Origin of the sequence: Nocardioides humilatus (assembly GCF_008373755.1) — a bacterium.
GTDB lineage: Bacteria > Actinomycetota > Actinomycetes > Propionibacteriales > Nocardioidaceae > Nocardioides > Nocardioides humilatus.
In genome coordinates, this window is record NZ_VUJV01000003.1 from 736,994 (window position 1) to 752,735 (window position 15,742).

Genomic DNA, 15,742 nt, shown 5'->3' on the forward strand with positions numbered 1-15,742 from the left:
CCGATGGCCGCCCACCTGACCCGGGTCAAGACCCGCCTCTCCATCCACGCCCACCGCAAGGTGCGCGGGTTGCTCCAGGGCGAGTACGCCGCCATCCAGGTCGGCCGCGGCATCGACTTCAACGACCTGCGTGAATACGTCCGCGGCGACGACGTGAAGGACATCGACTGGAAGGCGTCAGCCCGGAGCCGGACCCTTCTCGTGCGCCGCTACGTCGCCGAGCGCAAGCACACGATCATCTTCGCCGTCTCGACCGGTCGCAGCATGGCCGCGATGAACGACGCGCAACACGACAAGCGCGAGCTGGCGGTCTTCGTCACCGGGGTGATGGGCTACCTCGCCGTGCGGCACGGCGACCTCGTCTGCCTCGTCCACGGCGACGCGCGACGCCAGCACGCGCGGCCGCCCGACGGTGGCGAGCTCTACCTGGAGCGCCTGCTCGGGCTCGTCCACGAGGCGATCACGCCCGACGCGGCACCGAGCGACCTGCGCGGGGTGCTCGACTACACCGCGAAGGCCATCCGTCGCCGCGGCATCCTGGTCGTCGTCTCCGACGAGACCCGGATCTCCGACGAGCTGGCCGAGTCGCTGCGCCGGCTGACGGCCCAGCACGAGGTGCTCTTCTTGACCATCGGCGACCTCGACCCGACGCTCGTCGACGGCGCGCCCCGGCGACTGGTCGACATCGACGCGGGCGCCGAGGTGCCCGACTGGCTGCGCGGCGACCCCCAGCTGCAGGAGGAGTACGCCGCCCTGGTGACCGGCGAGGAGAACCAGCTGCGTCGCCGGCTCGACCAGCTCGGCATCGTGCACGAGCAGATCCGCGACACCGACTCCGCGATCGCCGCGGTGTTCCGCATGCTGGAGAGGCACCGCCATGCCCGCCGCCGCTGAGTTGATGTTGGCCGAGCTCCCGAAGGAGTTCAACGACCCGGTGGCCTACGGCGACCGGTGGATCTGGTTGGCCCTGCTCGGGCTGGTGGCCGTCGGTCTCTACTACCTCGCCGTCGTGTGGTTCACCCGCGAGCAGAGCGTGCCCGGCATCGCGTGGGTCGCCACCGACTCCCCCGGCGCTCAGCAGGAGCACCTCGACCGCATCGACCGGATCGAGGCCGACGTCCGGTCCGGCCACGCGACGGCCCGCGACGGCCACCAACAGCTGAGCGAGACCGTCCGGTCCTACGTCGGCCTGGTGACCCACCTTCCCGCCCCCACGATGACCCTGGCGGACTTCCGGCGGCAGTCGTCGCGACAGCTCACTGAGGCGATCGAGCTGATGTATCCCCCCGAGTTCGCCCCCGACGAGGTGGGCGAGGCGCAGGAGCGCTTCGCCGAGGCCGTCGCCCACGCGAGGCGCCTGGTGTCGTCGTGGAGCTGAGCTGGACGACGAGCGAGAGCGCGCTGCGGTGGCCGTGGCTCGTGGCCGTGCTCGTGCTGCTGGTCGTCGGGCTCCTGGTCGCCTGGGTGCGGGTCTGGTCGCGCCGCACTCCGACCGGTGCGGCCTACGTCGCTCACGCCGCGCGGCTGCGCTCGCTTCCCCGCTACCGCGCCCTCGTGCAGCGCCGCCAGCTCTTCGGCGCGCTCGGGTCCTTCGCCGCGCTCGTGGCCTGCGCGGGCGGCATCCTGCTCGGCGGTCGCGTGCAGGACACCCAGGTCATGGAGCGCAACGACTCCGCGCGCGACATCATGCTCTGCCTCGACGCCTCCGGCTCGACCGCGCCGTGGAACGTCGCCGTCATCCAGGAGCTGCGCGACATCGTCCGGGGCCTCCAGGGCGAGCGCATCGGGCTCACGGTCTGGAACAACGCGGCGATCACCAAGTTCCCGCTCACCGACGACTACGGCTTCGTCCTCGACCGTCTCGACGAGGCCGAGCAGGCGTTCGCCGGGTGGAGCGAGATCCTGCCGACCCAGGAGTTCGACGACTACACCGCCGGCACGTGGAGCGAGAACCGCGACAACCAGTCCTCCCTCGTCGCCGACGGACTCGTGTCCTGCGTCCAGCGGTTCGACCTCCTCGGCAAGAGCGAGAAGAAGCGTGGGCGGGCGGTGATCTTCGCGACCGACGGCGAACAGCGCGGCAAGGGCGTCTTCAACCTGGAGGAGGCCGCCGACTACGCCGCTGAGCGTGATGTCGCCGTCCACGTGATCGCCAATCCGGGCGAGCCCGATCGCGACGGCGACATCGCCGGACTCCAGGCGGTGGCCGACCGCACGGGCGGAAGCTTCGCGGATCTCGGCACCGACGGGTCGGCGGCCGACGTCGTCGATCGCATCGACGACCTCAAGGCGGAGCGGCTCCAGAAGCCGCCGCTCGTGCAGAAGGTCGACGAGCCGCGCACGGGCCAGGTCGTCGCCGGAATCGGGGTCCTGCTCCTCCTCCTCGTCTGGGCCGCGCAAGGCGCCATCGCATGGGTCGAGCGGAGCACCCGATGAGCGGGATCGCGCTGGTCGTCGCCCGCCGGGTCGGCATCCTCATCGCCCTCCTGGTCGTGCTCTGGCAGCCTGGATTCGGCACCCGGGCGGCTCCGACCGGGGTCACCGACATCGACGTGCTCGTGGTCGTCGACCGCACCCGGTCGATGGCGGCACTCGACTACGACGGCCGCCCGCGGATCGACGGCGTGAAGCGCGACCTCGTCGACCTGGCCGATGCACTCCCCGGCTCCCGCTTCGCGCTGATGACCTTCGGGGGCGTCGCGACCCTGGAGCTCCCCTTCACCAGCGACACCTCCACCTTCGCGACGGCGGTCGACACCCTCCGCCTGGAAGGCCCGTTCGACGGCACCGGCTCCTCCACCGACCGGCCGATGACGGCGATGCAGTCGGTGCTCCAGCGTGCCGACGAGCAGCACCCCGACCGCCGCCGCATCGTGGTCTTCGTCAGCGACGGCGAGAACACCGACGGCGCCGAGCCGGCGTCGTACGACGGCCTGGAGGATCTCGTCGACGGCGGCATCGTGCTCGGCTACGGCACCGAGGACGGCGCGAAGATGCCCGCGGCCGCAGACCTCTCGGGCGACGAGGGCTTCGTCTACGACCAGGAGACGGGCGAGGACGCGATCTCCCACTTCGACGGGGGCGAGCTCGAGGCGATCGCAGAGCAGCTCGGCGTCAGCTATGCCCACCGCACCCAGCCTGGCGGGATGACGGGCATCGCCGACGGGTTCGACGCTGCCGCCGACCTCGACGAGGGTCCGGGCGCTCCGGCGAAGCACGACCTCACCTGGGTGTTCGGTCTTGTCCTCCTCGCTCTGGTCCTCGTCGAGCTGCGGTCGTGGTGGCGGGCCCTCTGGACCTCGCACGCGGCGCTGCAGCCCGTCCGACAGGAGGGCACGCCATGACCCGCGCACGCGTCCGACTGGTCCTCGTCGTGGCGGGCATCGTTCCGCTCGTCCTCGCGCTCGGCTTCGCGACCAAGGTGCTCGTGATGCTGTCGCACGACCGCGACGGGCGCAGCAGCTTCACCGACGGCGAATACCTCGCGGCGGCCGGGGAGTTCTCCTCGAACGGCTCCCTGAACTGGTTCGAGTCCTGGGTGAGCGCGTTCGACGAGGGGGCTGCGCGCCACGCCGACGGCGACCTGGCGGGCGCACTCGTGCTCTACGAGAAGGCGCTCGCCGACGTGCCGCGCAAGCAGGAGTGCTCGGTGCGGATCAACGCCTCCCTGGCGCACGAGAGCCTGGGCGACGCGGCCGCCGAGGACAGCAACACCGACGAAGCCACGGCTCAGTACCAGGCCGGCATCGACGTGCTCGCCGAGGGCGGCTGCCCTACCGACGCCGGCGACCAGGAGCAGACCGACGACGCCGCCGCTGTCGACGAGCGGCTGCGCGAGAAGCTCGAGCAGCAGAGCGAGCAGTCCGACAAGCCCGACAAGAACGGCCAGCAGGACCCGCAGGACGGCCAGCAAGACGACGGCCCGACCCCCGAGGAGCGCAGGCAGCAGCGCAAGGAGCGCCGCCTCGAGGAGCGCAACGACGACGCGATCGAGGAGCAGCAGGAATACGACGACTCCAACATCGACCGGGACTTCTCGCAGTACCACTGGTAAACCCGACATCATGTCGCGGGTAAAAGGTTAGCCTCACCTCCGTAACCCCCGGGTAATTGATTCTTTGACTGGTCCTAGAACAAGTTCTAGAGATCCATGTCACATCCCTCCGAACGCATGGGGAATCAATTTGTCCATCAGCACGGGGCGCTTCTCGCGCCCGTCCCTCTCTCGGGTCGCTTTCACAGCGGTGGGCACACTCGTCATCTCCACCCTCGGCGCCCTCGGCGCCTCGGGTACCGCCTCCGGCGAGACCACGGTCTCGCCGACCGAGCCCGGCTCTCCGCCCGTCGTCCGCGACGGCACCGTCGACATCAGCGTCGACCGAGCGGCCTTCAGCTACTACCGAGCCACCACGTCGGCCGCCTTCGCACCGATCGCAGCAACCGCGGCAGCGGGGAGCACGACCTCCTGCCGCGGCGACAACACCGCCGCCGGGGGTGTCAACAACTCGCCGCGCACCACGGTCGTGGTCACGGACCCGACCGGTGCCACCGTGCTGACGCAGGTCTCGCCGGTCCGCAACCTGAGCCTGGGCGGCTTCTTCACCAGCCCGTCCAACAAGCCGGCCGACCCGCAGCCGGCCCCGGGCAACACCAACTTCCGTGGCGACTTCACCGCGACCGCCAACTACCACGGAATGTCGGCGAGCCTGAACCTCGACGGGCGGCCGTCCGGCACCTACACGGTGACGACGACGCACCAGAACATGGTCAGGACCGGCCTCGCCGGCGCGTGCAGCATCGGCGTGCCCGGACCGGCCGGCACCATCGTGCCCGGCCCGGTCGTCGAGACCGACACGTTCGTCTACCGCCCGTGGCAGCACAAGTTCGTCGACGTGTTCGGCAACGGCAACATCCAGGCCAACGTCTCGCCCGCCGAGGTCGCCGTGCGCATCGGCACCCACACGTCCGGCGTCCTCACCGGCAAGGCGAAGTTCTACGCCCTCGACGGTGACTTCGCGCTGCCGTCCGACCCGGAGACGTGCTCGACGGACCCCGAGACCTGCATCCCGGCGGCCGCCCAGCCGTGCGACCCGGACGCCGGCTGCACGCCCCGACTGATGGTCACCCAGCGCGGGACCACCAAGGTCGACGGCAAGGTCAACCGGCTCCAGGGCATCTTCGACCTGGAGACGAAGGCGTTCATCGCCAGCGTCGCTGTCGACGGCTACCAGCAGGTGATGATGTCGCTCGGACCGAACGACGCCTACTACCACGACGCCCTCAGCACGCTCGGCACCAAGCTGTCCGCGCAGGGCGTCGACCTGCCGGCGCTCCTCGCCACCCAGGTGGTCGTCAGCAGCAACCACAACGTCGGCACCCTCAGCCTGCTCAACGGGCTGCAGATCGACCCGACCGGCACCGGCGGCGGCGTCACGCTGCGGTCGAAGGGCACCGTTCAGGCGGGCATCCTCCTCGACATCTACGCCAACCTCCGGCTCACCGGCGACGCGTGCGTGCTCAACGAGGCGTCCTCGGCCAACGGCGACCGCCGCTACACCCCCAACGAGGACAACGGCTACACGGTTCGCACGTCCGACCTGCTCCCGTCCGTCCCACCTGCGGGACCGCTGGGCGCTCTGGTCGGTGGGCCGATCTTCAGCATCGAGGGCGACTTCGTCGGGGCCAACGCGCCGCTGCTCAACACCGCCAGCGCGGTGATCGGTGTCGACACCGCCGCCGACGAGCCCCACGGCTATCCGGTCTGGGTGGAGCCGTTCATCAGCTCGCCGACCCACGTCGCCAACCCGAAGCGGATGGACTACCTCGGCACGGCCACCTGGTCGGCGAGCGAGAAGCCGGTCAGCGCCACCGTGGGCTGCACGACGGTCGACTTCATGCTGGGAACCGGTGTGGCGATCTTCGACAACCCGGTCCGGGTCGGGTTCGACGAGCTCGTCGACGCCGCCACCCGGCCCAACCCGACGGTCCGCTCGGTCATCACGGCCGTCGACAGCGCGGCCGCCCAGGCGATCACCGATGTGAGCGCCAACCCGCTGGTCGCCGACCTGCTCGAGCAGGTCGTCGGTTCGCTCCCGCTGTCGTCGCTCGACTGATCGGCCGCGACCCGGCCTGACAGCACGACACACCACAACGCAGGGCCCCCGCTACAGCGGGGGCCCTGTGCTTTCCCGGGCCCGCGGCGTCGGCGGCCCCCGATCAGCCGCCGAACGCCTGCTCGTAGGCCGCCGCCATCTCCTCGGTGTAGGGCCCGCTCAGACCGCAGGTGGCGACGGTGTCGCCGTCGGCCCCGATCAGGTAGCGCTCGCCCTCCTCGAAGGTGATCCCGCCCTCCAGGAGCACCTCGGCACTCCCCGCCGTCAGCGTGACGTCGTTGGCGCCGTCGCCGCCGCGGTACCAGTGGTCCGGGGTGATCCGGACCGTGTCGCCGTCGACCTCGTAGACCTCGCCCGAGAAGGCGACCTGGAGCGGTTCCAGCGCCTCGGGGGAGAACTGGATGCACATCTGCATCGAGTCCACCGGCCCCAGGGTCAGGTCGAGCACCTTGTGGACCTTGGCCTCCGTCGCGGGCTTGTCGCCGTCATCGCCGTCGGCGGTCAGGGCGATCGTCCCGCCGCCGATCACCGCGACGGCCGCGGCTGCCGCCGCGACGAGCATCCACGGCCGGCGTCGAGCAGGGGCGGTCTCGTCGTTCTCTTCGTTCATCGTCTTCTCCACCAGGTCGTCGATCCATGAGTCGGCGGACGCGTGGTGGCGTGCCGGGTCAGCCGCGTTCAGCCGGCCCTTCAGCTCGTCGTCCATCACCGCCTCCCTTCGCCTGGTTTCTGTCCGGCAGCACCGGGACTCTTTCGCCCGAGGTCGAGGGCGAGGCGTTGCTTGGCCCGGTGCAGCCGGATGCTGACCGCATTGGCGCTCAGGCCGGTCACGGTCGCGATCTCGCGTGGGGCCAAGCCCTCCCAGGCCCACAGCGTCACGACCTCACGGTCGAGGGTGGGGAGGCGGTCCAGCGCTTCCCTCAGATCGGCGTGGTCCGGGTCGTCGTCCTCGACGTTAGGCCGCGGCGGGTCGAGCCGCGTGATCCGTTCGACCAGGCTGAGCCGGCGCCGAGCAGCCCGCTGCGCGTTGGCGACGCAGCCGCGCGCGACGCCATAGGCCCACGGCAGCGGGTCATCAGTCGGTACGTCGTCGAGCCGCCGCCACAACACGAGGAACACGTCCGCGAGGACGTCGTCGACGGCATCGGCCGGCACCCGGCGCAGGACGTAGCGCCGCAGCGGGTCACCGACGGCATGCGCGACCCCGCGGAAGCGGGTCTCGCGCTCGGTGCTCGCCATGGTGCTCACACTCCCACCTGTCCGGCACCGGCCCCGGTCTTTCACGTGGGCGGACAAAAAGCACAAGGCCCCCGCCGAAGCGGGGGCCTTGTTGGTGAAGCGTTGAAGCGGGCGAACTCACCTGCGCAGAAGCTTTTTCGCTTCGCTCAGAAGTCCATGCCGCCCATGCCGCCGGACGGGTCGCCCATGGGGGCGGACTTCTCCGGCTTGTCGGCCACGACGGCCTCGGTGGTGAGGAAGAGCGCCGCGATCGAGGCAGCGTTCTGCAGCGCCGACCGGGTGACCTTCGCCGGGTCGATGATGCCGCTGGCGATCATGTCGACGTACTCGCCGGTGGCAGCGTTGAGACCGAACCCGGCCTCGAGACCGCGCACCTTCTCCGCCACGACGCCACCCTCGAGACCGGCGTTGATCGCGATCTGCTTGAGCGGGGCCTCGATGGCGACCCGGACGATGTTGGCACCAGTGGCCTCGTCGCCCTCGAGCTCGAGCTTGGCGAACGCCTCGGTGCCGGCCTGGACGAGCGCCACGCCACCGCCGGCGACGATGCCCTCCTCGACGGCAGCCTTCGCGTTGCGAACGGCGTCCTCGATGCGGTGCTTGCGCTCCTTGAGCTCGACCTCGGTGGCCGCGCCGACCTTGATGACGGCCACGCCGCCGGCCAGCTTGGCGAGGCGCTCCTGGAGCTTCTCGCGGTCGTAGTCGGAGTCCGACTTGTCGATCTCGGCACGGATCTGGTTGACCCGACCCTCGATCTGGGCCGCGTCGCCCGCACCCTCGACGATGGTGGTCTCGTCCTTGGTGATGACGACCTTGCGGGCCTGGCCGAGCAGCTCGAGACCAGCGCTCTCCAGCTTGAGGCCGACCTCCTCGGAGATGACCTGGCCACCGGTCAGGATCGCGATGTCCTGGAGCATGGCCTTGCGACGGTCACCGAAGCCCGGGGCCTTAACGGCGACGGACTTGAAGGTGCCACGGATCTTGTTGACGACCAGGGTCGAGAGAGCCTCGCCGTCGACGTCCTCGGCGATGATGACGAGCGGCTTGCCCGACTGCATGACCTTCTCGAGCAGGGGCAGCAGGTCCTTGACGTTGCTGACCTTGGAGTTGGCGATGAGGACGTAGGCGTCCTCGAGCACGGTCTCCATGCGCTCGGGGTCGGTGACGAAGTAGGCCGAGATGTAGCCCTTGTCGAACCGCATGCCCTCGGTGAGCTCGAGGTCGATGCCGAAGGTGTTCGACTCCTCGACCGTGATCACGCCCTCCTTGCCGACCTTGTCCATCGCCTCGGCGATGGCCTCACCGACGGTGGTGTCGCCACCGGCGGAGATGGTGGCGGTCGAGGAGATCTGCTCCTTGGTCTCGATCTCCTTCGCCATGCCGAGCAGCTGCTCGGACAGGGCGGCGACGGCGGCCTCGATGCCACGCTTCAGACCCATCGGGTTCGCACCCGCGGCCACGTTGCGCAGACCCTCGCGGACCATCGCCTGAGCGAGAACGGTGGCCGTCGTCGTACCGTCACCGGCGACGTCGTCGGTCTTCTTCGCGACCTCCTTGACCAGCTCGGCGCCGATCTTCTCGTAGGGGTCCTCGAGCTCGATCTCCTTGGCGATGGAGACACCGTCGTTGGTGATCGTGGGGGCACCCCACTTCTTCTCCAGCACGACGTTGCGGCCCTTGGGGCCGAGAGTGACCTTGACGGCGTCGGCGAGCGTGTTCATACCCCGCTCGAGACCGCGCCGGGCCTCCTCGTTGAAAGCAATCAGCTTCGGCATAACTCCTGCGATTCCTTCGCAATAGAGATGTCTGTTAACCCGGTTCGTCGCCCGCGACGGACGGCCAGACCGACCGACGGACCCTTCCCGCCTTCGCTGCTGACCTCGACTCCCCGAGCCTGGTCCTTTTGTCACTCTCATGACGAGAGTGCCAGCGTCATGTTTAGCACTCGACCCCGGAGAGTGCAAGCGAGGGGTGCCGCCGTTTCAGCCCTCGGCGGTCCTGCTCGACAGCGCCCGGTCGACGGCGATCGCACCGAACGCGAGAGCGACCAGGAAGGCGGAGATGCCGACCACGTTGAGCAGCACGATCCCGTAGCCGTGCTCGCCGACGTCGACGAACGGATAGGGGTACCAGTCGACGAACGCACCACGCACGAGCGTGTAGCCGAGCCAGGCCACCGGCACGACCAGGAAGGGCAGCACGTCGTCGCGCGTCGCCCGCCCCCGCGGCCCGAAGGCGAGCCAGCCGATCACCGCGAGGAGCGGTACGACGGTGTGCAGCAGCTTGTCGGCGAGCAGGTCGGCGCCGTCGAGGTCGAGGAGCGGGCGCAGCAGGAAGAAGTGCACGACTCCCCCGCCGAAGCAGATCACCACCGCGTCGAGGCGCAATGCCCGCCACACCCGGCTGTCGCGGTCGACACCGAAGGCCAGCGTCGCGGTCGACCACGCGACGAGCGCATTGCTCCAGATCGTCAGGTAGGAGCAATAGCGCAGGACCCGGGTCGCCTCGTCCGGACGGGACGACTCGTCGAGCACCTTGTGGCCCTGGATCACCAGCACCAGCTGCAGCACCAACGCGAACGCGGTGACGAGGAACGTGAACAGGTGGAACGCGCGGGCCCGGGTCACGTGCTCAATGTAGAGGCGACGAAGTCCGCGAAGGGCTCGGCGATCGACGGGTCGACGTCGAGGTAGAGGCCGGGCTCGATGAGCTCGAGCTCGCTGACCGCCCACTCCCCCTGCCACTCCATCAGGTCGACGCGCCCGTAGGGCAGGTCCACGCCCCGCAGCCGGGCTGCAGCCGCGACAGCAGCCTCGGCGACTGCGGCCCGCGCGGGGTCGAGCGCGACGGGGCGGCTGGTGCCGCCGTACTGCTCGTGGACGCGGACTTCCGACTCGGCGCCGTCGGCGACGGACTTGTCGACCTGCGCGACGGCTTGCCCGGCGAAGACGTAGACCGAGGTCTCCCCGAGGGTGCGCACGGACTCGACGAGAGGCTGGACGGTCCACGGTCCGGCAGCGAGACCCTCGAGCCTCGGATCCTCGATGCTCGTCGCGACCACGACGCCCTTGCCGCCGGCGCCCACCCGCGGCTTGATGAGGACGGTGCCCCAGCGGTCGAGCGCGGCGACCAGGCCAGGGACGAGGGCCTCGTCGTCGAGCAGTGCGGTCGGTACGACGGGCACGTGGTCGGCTAGCTCGACGAGGTAGGCCTTGTCGGCGCTCCACGCGAAGACGTCGGCACCGTTGAGCAGCCGCGTCACACCCTCGACCCGACGGGCCCAGTCCAGGAAGGCGGGCAGTCGGCGGTGGTAGTCCCACGTCGAACGTACGGCGACCAGGTCGGCCGCGGCCCAGTCGACCGCGGGGTCGTCCCAGCAGACCCAGCGTGCGTCGATGCCACGAGCGGCGAGCGCGGGGGCAAGGACGTCGCCGCCGGGCTCGCCCGCCGGCATCAGGTTGAACGTGACGAGAAGGACGTGGGGCACCGCGGCACCCTACGCCGGACTACATGCCCGAGGTCTGGTTGCGCCGTCCGTTGGAGATGGCCGTGATGACCCCGTAGTTGGCGTTGGTGTCGCCCTTGCTGTCGCGACCCTTCTTGCCCACACCTGGGCCGAACTCGGCGTAGAGGGCACAGAACACCAGGAACGCGACGACGGCACCCACAGCCACGAACCACCACATGGGCCTACTCCTTCTCGAGGATTCTTTACTTTCCAGTAAAGCCGTTCGCGTCGACCGAAGCCAGAGGGATCCCCCTCGATTCATAGGCAGCAAGCACGGTCGGCAGCACCGCCTTGGCGGTGCGCTTGTAGCCCAGCGCGCTCGGATGGAACCGGTCGATGCTGAACATCTCGTCCGGATTCGTGAGGAAGAACGGCCCCACCACGCGCGCGAGCACGACCACGTGCGCTCCCGCACGGCTGGCCGCCTCGCCCTGCGCCGCCGCCAGCTGTCGTGACAGCCGTGAGCCCAGCGCGCGCAGTGGCTGGGGCACCTCGCGCAGCGCACCCAGGTCCGGGCACGTGCCGACCACGACAACGGCGCCGCGCGAGCGCAGCCGGAGGACCGCCTTCTCGAGGTGGTCCACCGACTCCGTGACCGGGATCCGGTGGGTGACGTCGTTGCCGCCGACGACGATGACCGCCACGTCAGGCCGGTACGACGACGGCAGCCCGTCGAGCTGCCCGGCCAGCGCCGAGGATTCCGAGCCCACGACGGCAGCGGTGCGCAGGTCGACCGAGCGGTGGAGCTCCTTGGCGAGCCCCCGCGCGATGCGAGCGCCGAGGGTGTCCTTGCGGCGCTCCGCACCGAGGCCCGCCGCGATCGAGTCACCGAGGACGAGGAGGCGCAGCGGGTCGCCGTACGTCTTCTTCCACCGGCGGTCCGCGTCGATGGCGTCCTCCCCCAGCGGCTTGCCGATCCGTCGGCGGGCGATGGCCGCCTGCCGCCGCAGCACCTCGCGTCCACCGCCGGCCGCCGTCAGTCCGATCCCCGCGAGGACGACGACCGCCCCTGCACCTGTGCGCTTGCTGATCACGAGGCCTGTCAATCAGACCGACCTGAACCGTTGGTGGCGGCGCGGTGGCGGGTCGGTGTCAGGTCGCGACGACGATCTCTGGTTCGTGGGTCACGGGGAAGTTGACCGAGGCGGCAATGAAGCAGTTGTCGCTCGCCTCGTGGTGGATCTCGCGCGCGAGGTCGACCTGGGCCGCGTCGGTGATGGTCACGCGCGGCCGGAGCACGACCGAGGTGAAGCGCCCACCCTGGCCGACCTGGCTCATCGTGCCGATCGGGTCGTCGCTGTAGTCGGTCACGACGATCCCGTGGTTGACGGCGGAGTGCAGGTAGGACAGCAAGTGGCACTGCGCGAGGGCGGCGAGGAGCAGCTCCTCGGGGTTCCAACGGGTGCGGTCACCGCGGAAGGTCGGGTCGGCCGAGCCGAGAAGGTCGGGTTTGCCCTCGGCGGTCAGCACACAGTCACGGCTGTAGTCGCGGTAGCCGCTCGTGCCGGTGCCGCGGTTGCCGGTCCACGTCAGCCCGAGCGCGTAGTCATGATCGGTCACCCGACCAGTCTTTCAGGCGGCCGCGTGCACCATCAGGTAGGCGTAGACCTCCGTCAGCAGCGTCGTGCCGATCTTGGAGTAGGGGACCCGGAAGGTCTGTCGACAGCTCGAGGGAGCCAGCGCGACGTATTTGATCGCGACCGTGAGCTCCTTGTACTTGCCCGGAGCCAGCGACGGGGTCACGTAGTGCCCGCTGACCGCATCTGCCGTGACATCGACGGAACCGGCCTTGACCGTGGTCGAGTAGTACGCGTTGCACGACGCCACGTTGTCCAGGTAGAGACCGATCTCGGTGCTCGACGCGCTGTCGTTCTTGAGGCGCACCTTGTAGGACGCCGTCTGGCCGAGCTTGAGGGCCGGCGCCGTGGCGATCTGCGCGCTGACGTCACCACCGACGAACGGCTGACTGCCGTTGTGGGCGTAGAGCGCGTAGCCGTTGCCGCTCGACTTCGGCGCCCTGATCTCGGTGTCGAGGATGACCTGGCTCAGGTTTGAGGTGTTGTTGGTCGCGTAGAGGAAGACCTGGGTGAGCAGCGACGTCTGCGTGGTGCCTGCGATGGGGGTCGTCTTCAGCGCGATGGTCTGCGCGGCCCCGGGCTCGATCGGCGCCGTGAAGTAGCCGTCGGGGCCGACGGCGAGCGGTGTCAGGCGCAGGCTGCCGGTAGTCGCCTCGACGGTCAGGTGCGAGTCGGCGAAGACCTTGACGTTGTACTGCGCGACCGACGTCCCGGTGTTGACCACCTTCAGCGAGAAGGTGACCCCTTTCCCGGGCGACGTCGCAAGGGAGACCGTCGCGCCGCTCACGGTGTAGACCGAGCCTGGACCTTTGACCTGGAGTCGGCCGTCGAGGTTGACGGCCTCCGCCGGCGCGACGAGCGCCAGCATGACGAGCGCACCGGCCACGCAGGCCACCAGCAGTCGACGGAGCATGTGTCGGACGCTACTCGCGCAGAAGCGCGACCCGCATCGGCCGAGCGAACGAGTGCGCGGCTCAGACCGCCAGCCGGCCGGCGTAGGCGAAGTCGTAGCCGGCACAGAGCGGGGCATACCGGCCGGGCAGCCGGGAGTCGTCGCTCGGCCCCTGGAGGAAGTCGAAGAGCGCGTGGGAGGCCCAGCCGGCGGCGACGAGCCGGCGCCCGGTCGCGCTGTCGGCTTTGACAGCCGCCGCGGTCAGCGCCGTCGTCGCGAGTACGACGCCCGCCTCGACCCCGATGCCGGGGCCGATCTCGCGGCGGGCAGCCGGGTAGATCACCGCGGCGCCGACCAGTGCGACGCCCGCAGTGGCGACGCCACCGCGGCCGTCGAAGCGACGGACGGCGTGGGCGGAGGCCCAGCCCAGCACGGCACCAGCGACGAGGGCTGAGGCGGCGCGGGTGGTGCTCATCGGATCAGCAGCCGCCGGCGACCGCGGGGATCACCGAGATCTCGGTGCCGTCCGGGGTCGGGGTGAGCAGGTCGTCCTGGAAGCGCACGTCGTCGTTGCCGACGTAGACGTTGACGAACCGGCGGAGCTTGCCGTCCTCGTCGAGGATCCGGCCCTTGACACCGGGGAAACGGGCGTCGAGGTCATCGATGACCTCGGCGAGGTTGGTGCCCTCGGCCTTCACCTCGGAGTCGCCGCCGGTGTAGGTGCGCAGGATCGTCGGGATCCGGACGCTCACGCTCATGCTCTTGGTTTCCTTCTGTCGGGGATCAGAGGCCGGTGGCCTTGAAGGCGGCGTAGGTCGGGGCGATGGTCGCCGCGGCGCTCACCTGACCGGAGACCGCGTCGAGGGTCTTGAGGCCGTGACCGGTGTTGATGACGACGGTCTCGAGCGTGGGGTCCAGGACGCCCGTCTCGACGAGCTTCTTCGTCACTGCGACGGTGGTGCCGCCCGCGGTCTCGGTGAAGATGCCCTCGGTGCGGGCGAGCTGCACGATGCCCGCGCGGATCTCGTCGTCGGTGACCTCCTCGACGGCACCGTCGGTGCGGCGGGTGATGTCGAGGACGTAGATGCCGTCGGCGGGGTTGCCGATCGCGAGGCTCTTGGCGATGGTGTCGGGCTTGACCGGGCGGATCGCGTCGGTGCCGGCCTTGTAGGCGGTGGCGACCGGGCCGCAGCCCTCGGCCTGCGCGCCGAAGACGCGGTAGGGCTTGTCCTCGACGAGGCCGAGCTTGATGAGCTCCTGGAAGGCCTTGTCGACCTTCGTCAGCTGCGAGCCGGACGCGACCGGGATGACGATCTGGTCGGGCAGGCGCCAGCCGAGCTGCTCGGCGATCTCGTAGCCCAGGGTCTTGGAGCCCTCGGCGTAGTAGGGGCGGACGTTGACGTTGACGAACGCCCAGCCCTCCTCCTCGCCGGCGATCTCGGAGGCGAGCTTGTTGACGTCGTCGTAGTTGCCGTCGACGGCGACGAGGTTCTCGGTGAAGATCGCCGAGTTGACCTGCTTGGGCTGCTCGAGGTTGCTCGGGATGAAGACCACGGTCTTGATGCCGGCGCGAGCGCCCGCAGCGGCGACCGCGTTGGCGAGGTTGCCGGTCGAGGGGCAGGCGAAGACCTTCGCGTCGAGCTCGCGGGCTGCGCTCAGGGCGCAGGCGACGACGCGGTCCTTGAAGGAGTTGGTCGGGTTGGTCGAGTCGTCCTTGACCCAGAGCTTCTCGATGCCGAGCTCACGGCCGAGGTTGTCGGCCTTGAGCAGCCGGGTGAAACCGGGCTCGGTGTTGGGGCTGGACTCGATGTCGGTGGGCACCGGCAGGAGCGCCTTGTAGCGCCAGATGTTGGCCGGGCCGGCCTCGATCTCCTCGCGGGTGATCGCCGGCAGTTCGTAGGCCACCTCGAGAGGGCCGAAGCACTCCGGGCAGGCGTAGAACGGGCCGAGCGCCACCTGGTGGCCGCACTCGCGGCAGGCGAGGGCGACGGCGTTGCCGAAGGCACCTTCACGGGGGCCGTTGGACGGGGTCGGGTCGACGGGACAGTCGGCCTCGGTCACGACAGCGCTCACAGTTCCTCCTTCTCATCTGCCCCGTGGCGTCTTTCGCACCGGGTCGGATTTGGCACCGTTTCCACTTTCCGTTCCCCCCTCTGTCGAAGCAGGTGGGCGGCGGAGGTTGGTGGCGGTTGCCGGGACTTCGCAGGGCCGTTCCCTCAGTCCCTCTGGATGAGCAACACCGAATGTATCGGCCGGATGGGCATCCCACCGAATCGAGATTCCGACATACGAGACACGTGTCCACGATGCAAGACGCTCAGGTCCGCGAAGAAGTGGCGCTGCGGTTGTCGATCCAGCGCGCTCTCGCGCGACGCCCTCTGATCGGCGTCGCACCTGACGGACGTGTCGCGAA

18 protein-coding genes and 1 riboswitch are annotated in these 15,742 nt (G+C 69.7%); of the genes, 6 read left to right on the forward strand and 12 right to left on the reverse strand.

Translation table 11 applies throughout. The features are described 5' to 3' along the window. Positions 1–3: 3 nt before the first annotated feature. The 6 genes from F0U44_RS11465 (at position 4) to F0U44_RS11490 (ending at position 6,113) form a co-directional block, all read left to right on the forward strand. Positions 4–894 carry a DUF58 domain-containing protein gene (locus tag F0U44_RS11465; protein ID WP_149728407.1) on the forward strand — a complete coding sequence of 297 codons (891 nt, stop codon included), beginning with the start codon at positions 4–6 and terminating at the stop codon, positions 892–894. Continuing rightward, complete coding sequence (locus F0U44_RS11470; RefSeq protein WP_149728408.1) at positions 878–1,378, forward strand: hypothetical protein; 501 nt, start codon at positions 878–880, stop codon at positions 1,376–1,378. Before F0U44_RS11465 ends, F0U44_RS11470 begins: the two co-directional genes overlap by 17 nt. Next, complete coding sequence (locus F0U44_RS11475; RefSeq protein WP_149728409.1) at positions 1,369–2,436, forward strand: vWA domain-containing protein; 1,068 nt, start codon at positions 1,369–1,371, stop codon at positions 2,434–2,436. The genes F0U44_RS11470 and F0U44_RS11475 overlap by 10 nt, the downstream gene beginning before the upstream one ends. Then, positions 2,412–3,344 carry a vWA domain-containing protein gene (locus F0U44_RS11480; protein ID WP_149728410.1) on the forward strand — a complete coding sequence of 311 codons (933 nt, stop codon included), beginning with the start codon at positions 2,412–2,414 and terminating at the stop codon, positions 3,342–3,344. Before F0U44_RS11475 ends, F0U44_RS11480 begins: the two co-directional genes overlap by 25 nt. After that, positions 3,341–4,054: a hypothetical protein gene (locus F0U44_RS11485; RefSeq protein ID WP_149728411.1), complete on the forward strand. Its 714-nt coding sequence runs from the start codon at positions 3,341–3,343 to the stop codon at positions 4,052–4,054. Before F0U44_RS11480 ends, F0U44_RS11485 begins: the two co-directional genes overlap by 4 nt. A gap of 190 nt (positions 4,055–4,244) precedes the next feature. Then, positions 4,245–6,113, forward strand: a complete 1,869-nt coding sequence (locus tag F0U44_RS11490; protein WP_149728412.1) for a hypothetical protein — start codon at positions 4,245–4,247, stop codon at positions 6,111–6,113. 103 nt (positions 6,114–6,216) lie between these two features. Here F0U44_RS11490 and F0U44_RS11495 read toward each other — a convergent pair whose 3' ends face one another. The 12 genes from F0U44_RS11495 to thrC form a co-directional block, all read right to left on the reverse strand. Continuing rightward, positions 6,217–6,819 carry a hypothetical protein gene (locus tag F0U44_RS11495; protein WP_149728413.1) on the reverse strand — a complete coding sequence of 201 codons (603 nt, stop codon included), beginning with the start codon at positions 6,817–6,819 and terminating at the stop codon, positions 6,217–6,219. Further along, positions 6,819–7,352 carry an RNA polymerase sigma factor gene (locus tag F0U44_RS11500; RefSeq protein WP_149728414.1) on the reverse strand — a complete coding sequence of 178 codons (534 nt, stop codon included), beginning with the start codon at positions 7,350–7,352 and terminating at the stop codon, positions 6,819–6,821. The genes F0U44_RS11495 and F0U44_RS11500 overlap by 1 nt, the downstream gene beginning before the upstream one ends. Positions 7,353–7,498: 146 nt before the next feature. Beyond that, positions 7,499–9,127, reverse strand: a complete 1,629-nt coding sequence (gene groL / locus F0U44_RS11505) for a chaperonin GroEL (RefSeq protein ID WP_149728415.1) — start codon at positions 9,125–9,127, stop codon at positions 7,499–7,501. A gap of 207 nt (positions 9,128–9,334) precedes the next feature. After that, positions 9,335–9,979, reverse strand: a complete 645-nt coding sequence (locus F0U44_RS11510; RefSeq protein WP_149728416.1) for a Pr6Pr family membrane protein — start codon at positions 9,977–9,979, stop codon at positions 9,335–9,337. After that, positions 9,976–10,839 carry a DcsG N-terminal domain-containing protein gene (locus F0U44_RS11515; protein ID WP_149728417.1) on the reverse strand — a complete coding sequence of 288 codons (864 nt, stop codon included), beginning with the start codon at positions 10,837–10,839 and terminating at the stop codon, positions 9,976–9,978. The genes F0U44_RS11510 and F0U44_RS11515 overlap by 4 nt, the downstream gene beginning before the upstream one ends. A 19-nt stretch (positions 10,840–10,858) precedes the next feature. Further along, positions 10,859–11,038 (reverse strand): hypothetical protein, encoded by a 180-nt coding sequence (locus tag F0U44_RS11520; RefSeq protein WP_149728418.1) that lies wholly within the window; start codon positions 11,036–11,038, stop codon positions 10,859–10,861. Positions 11,039–11,063: 25 nt separating this feature from the next. After that, positions 11,064–11,894, reverse strand: a complete 831-nt coding sequence (locus F0U44_RS11525; protein WP_246160424.1) for an SGNH/GDSL hydrolase family protein — start codon at positions 11,892–11,894, stop codon at positions 11,064–11,066. Between the two features lie 58 nt (positions 11,895–11,952). Further along, the gene (locus F0U44_RS11530; protein WP_149728419.1) at positions 11,953–12,420 is read right to left on the reverse strand and encodes an OsmC family protein; all 468 of its coding nucleotides are present in this window, start codon (positions 12,418–12,420) and stop codon (positions 11,953–11,955) included. Between the two features lie 12 nt (positions 12,421–12,432). After that, entirely contained in the window at positions 12,433–13,350 is a 918-nt protein-coding gene (locus F0U44_RS11535; protein ID WP_149728420.1) for a hypothetical protein, read from the reverse strand. A gap of 61 nt (positions 13,351–13,411) precedes the next feature. Next, positions 13,412–13,804 (reverse strand): hypothetical protein, encoded by a 393-nt coding sequence (locus F0U44_RS11540; protein WP_149728421.1) that lies wholly within the window; start codon positions 13,802–13,804, stop codon positions 13,412–13,414. Between the two features lie 4 nt (positions 13,805–13,808). Beyond that, positions 13,809–14,087 (reverse strand): MoaD/ThiS family protein, encoded by a 279-nt coding sequence (locus F0U44_RS11545; protein WP_149728422.1) that lies wholly within the window; start codon positions 14,085–14,087, stop codon positions 13,809–13,811. A 25-nt stretch (positions 14,088–14,112) separates the two neighbouring features. Then, positions 14,113–15,402, reverse strand: coding sequence for a threonine synthase (gene thrC, locus F0U44_RS11550; protein ID WP_246160425.1), 1,290 nt, complete (start codon positions 15,400–15,402; stop codon positions 14,113–14,115). Between the two features lie 9 nt (positions 15,403–15,411). After that, positions 15,412–15,565, reverse strand: a riboswitch (SAM riboswitch). Positions 15,566–15,742 lie beyond the last annotated feature (177 nt).

Excerpts from the sequence above, each read along its gene's own strand:
- F0U44_RS11465 (WP_149728407.1), top strand. The coding sequence starts at position 4 with ATGGCCGCCCACCTGACCCGGGTCAAGACCCGCCTCTCCATCCACGCC.
- F0U44_RS11470 (WP_149728408.1), top strand. The coding sequence starts at position 878 with ATGCCCGCCGCCGCTGAGTTGATGTTGGCCGAGCTCCCGAAGGAGTTC.
- F0U44_RS11480 (WP_149728410.1), top strand. The coding sequence starts at position 2,412 with ATGGGTCGAGCGGAGCACCCGATGAGCGGGATCGCGCTGGTCGTCGCC.
- F0U44_RS11485 (WP_149728411.1), top strand. The coding sequence starts at position 3,341 with ATGACCCGCGCACGCGTCCGACTGGTCCTCGTCGTGGCGGGCATCGTT.
- F0U44_RS11495 (WP_149728413.1), bottom strand. The coding sequence starts at position 6,819 with ATGGACGACGAGCTGAAGGGCCGGCTGAACGCGGCTGACCCGGCACGC.
- F0U44_RS11500 (WP_149728414.1), bottom strand. The coding sequence starts at position 7,352 with ATGGCGAGCACCGAGCGCGAGACCCGCTTCCGCGGGGTCGCGCATGCC.
- groL (WP_149728415.1), bottom strand. The coding sequence starts at position 9,127 with ATGCCGAAGCTGATTGCTTTCAACGAGGAGGCCCGGCGCGGTCTCGAG.
- F0U44_RS11520 (WP_149728418.1), bottom strand. The coding sequence starts at position 11,038 with ATGTGGTGGTTCGTGGCTGTGGGTGCCGTCGTCGCGTTCCTGGTGTTC.
- F0U44_RS11535 (WP_149728420.1), bottom strand. The coding sequence starts at position 13,350 with ATGCTCCGTCGACTGCTGGTGGCCTGCGTGGCCGGTGCGCTCGTCATG.
- F0U44_RS11540 (WP_149728421.1), bottom strand. The coding sequence starts at position 13,804 with ATGAGCACCACCCGCGCCGCCTCAGCCCTCGTCGCTGGTGCCGTGCTG.
- F0U44_RS11545 (WP_149728422.1), bottom strand. The coding sequence starts at position 14,087 with ATGAGCGTGAGCGTCCGGATCCCGACGATCCTGCGCACCTACACCGGC.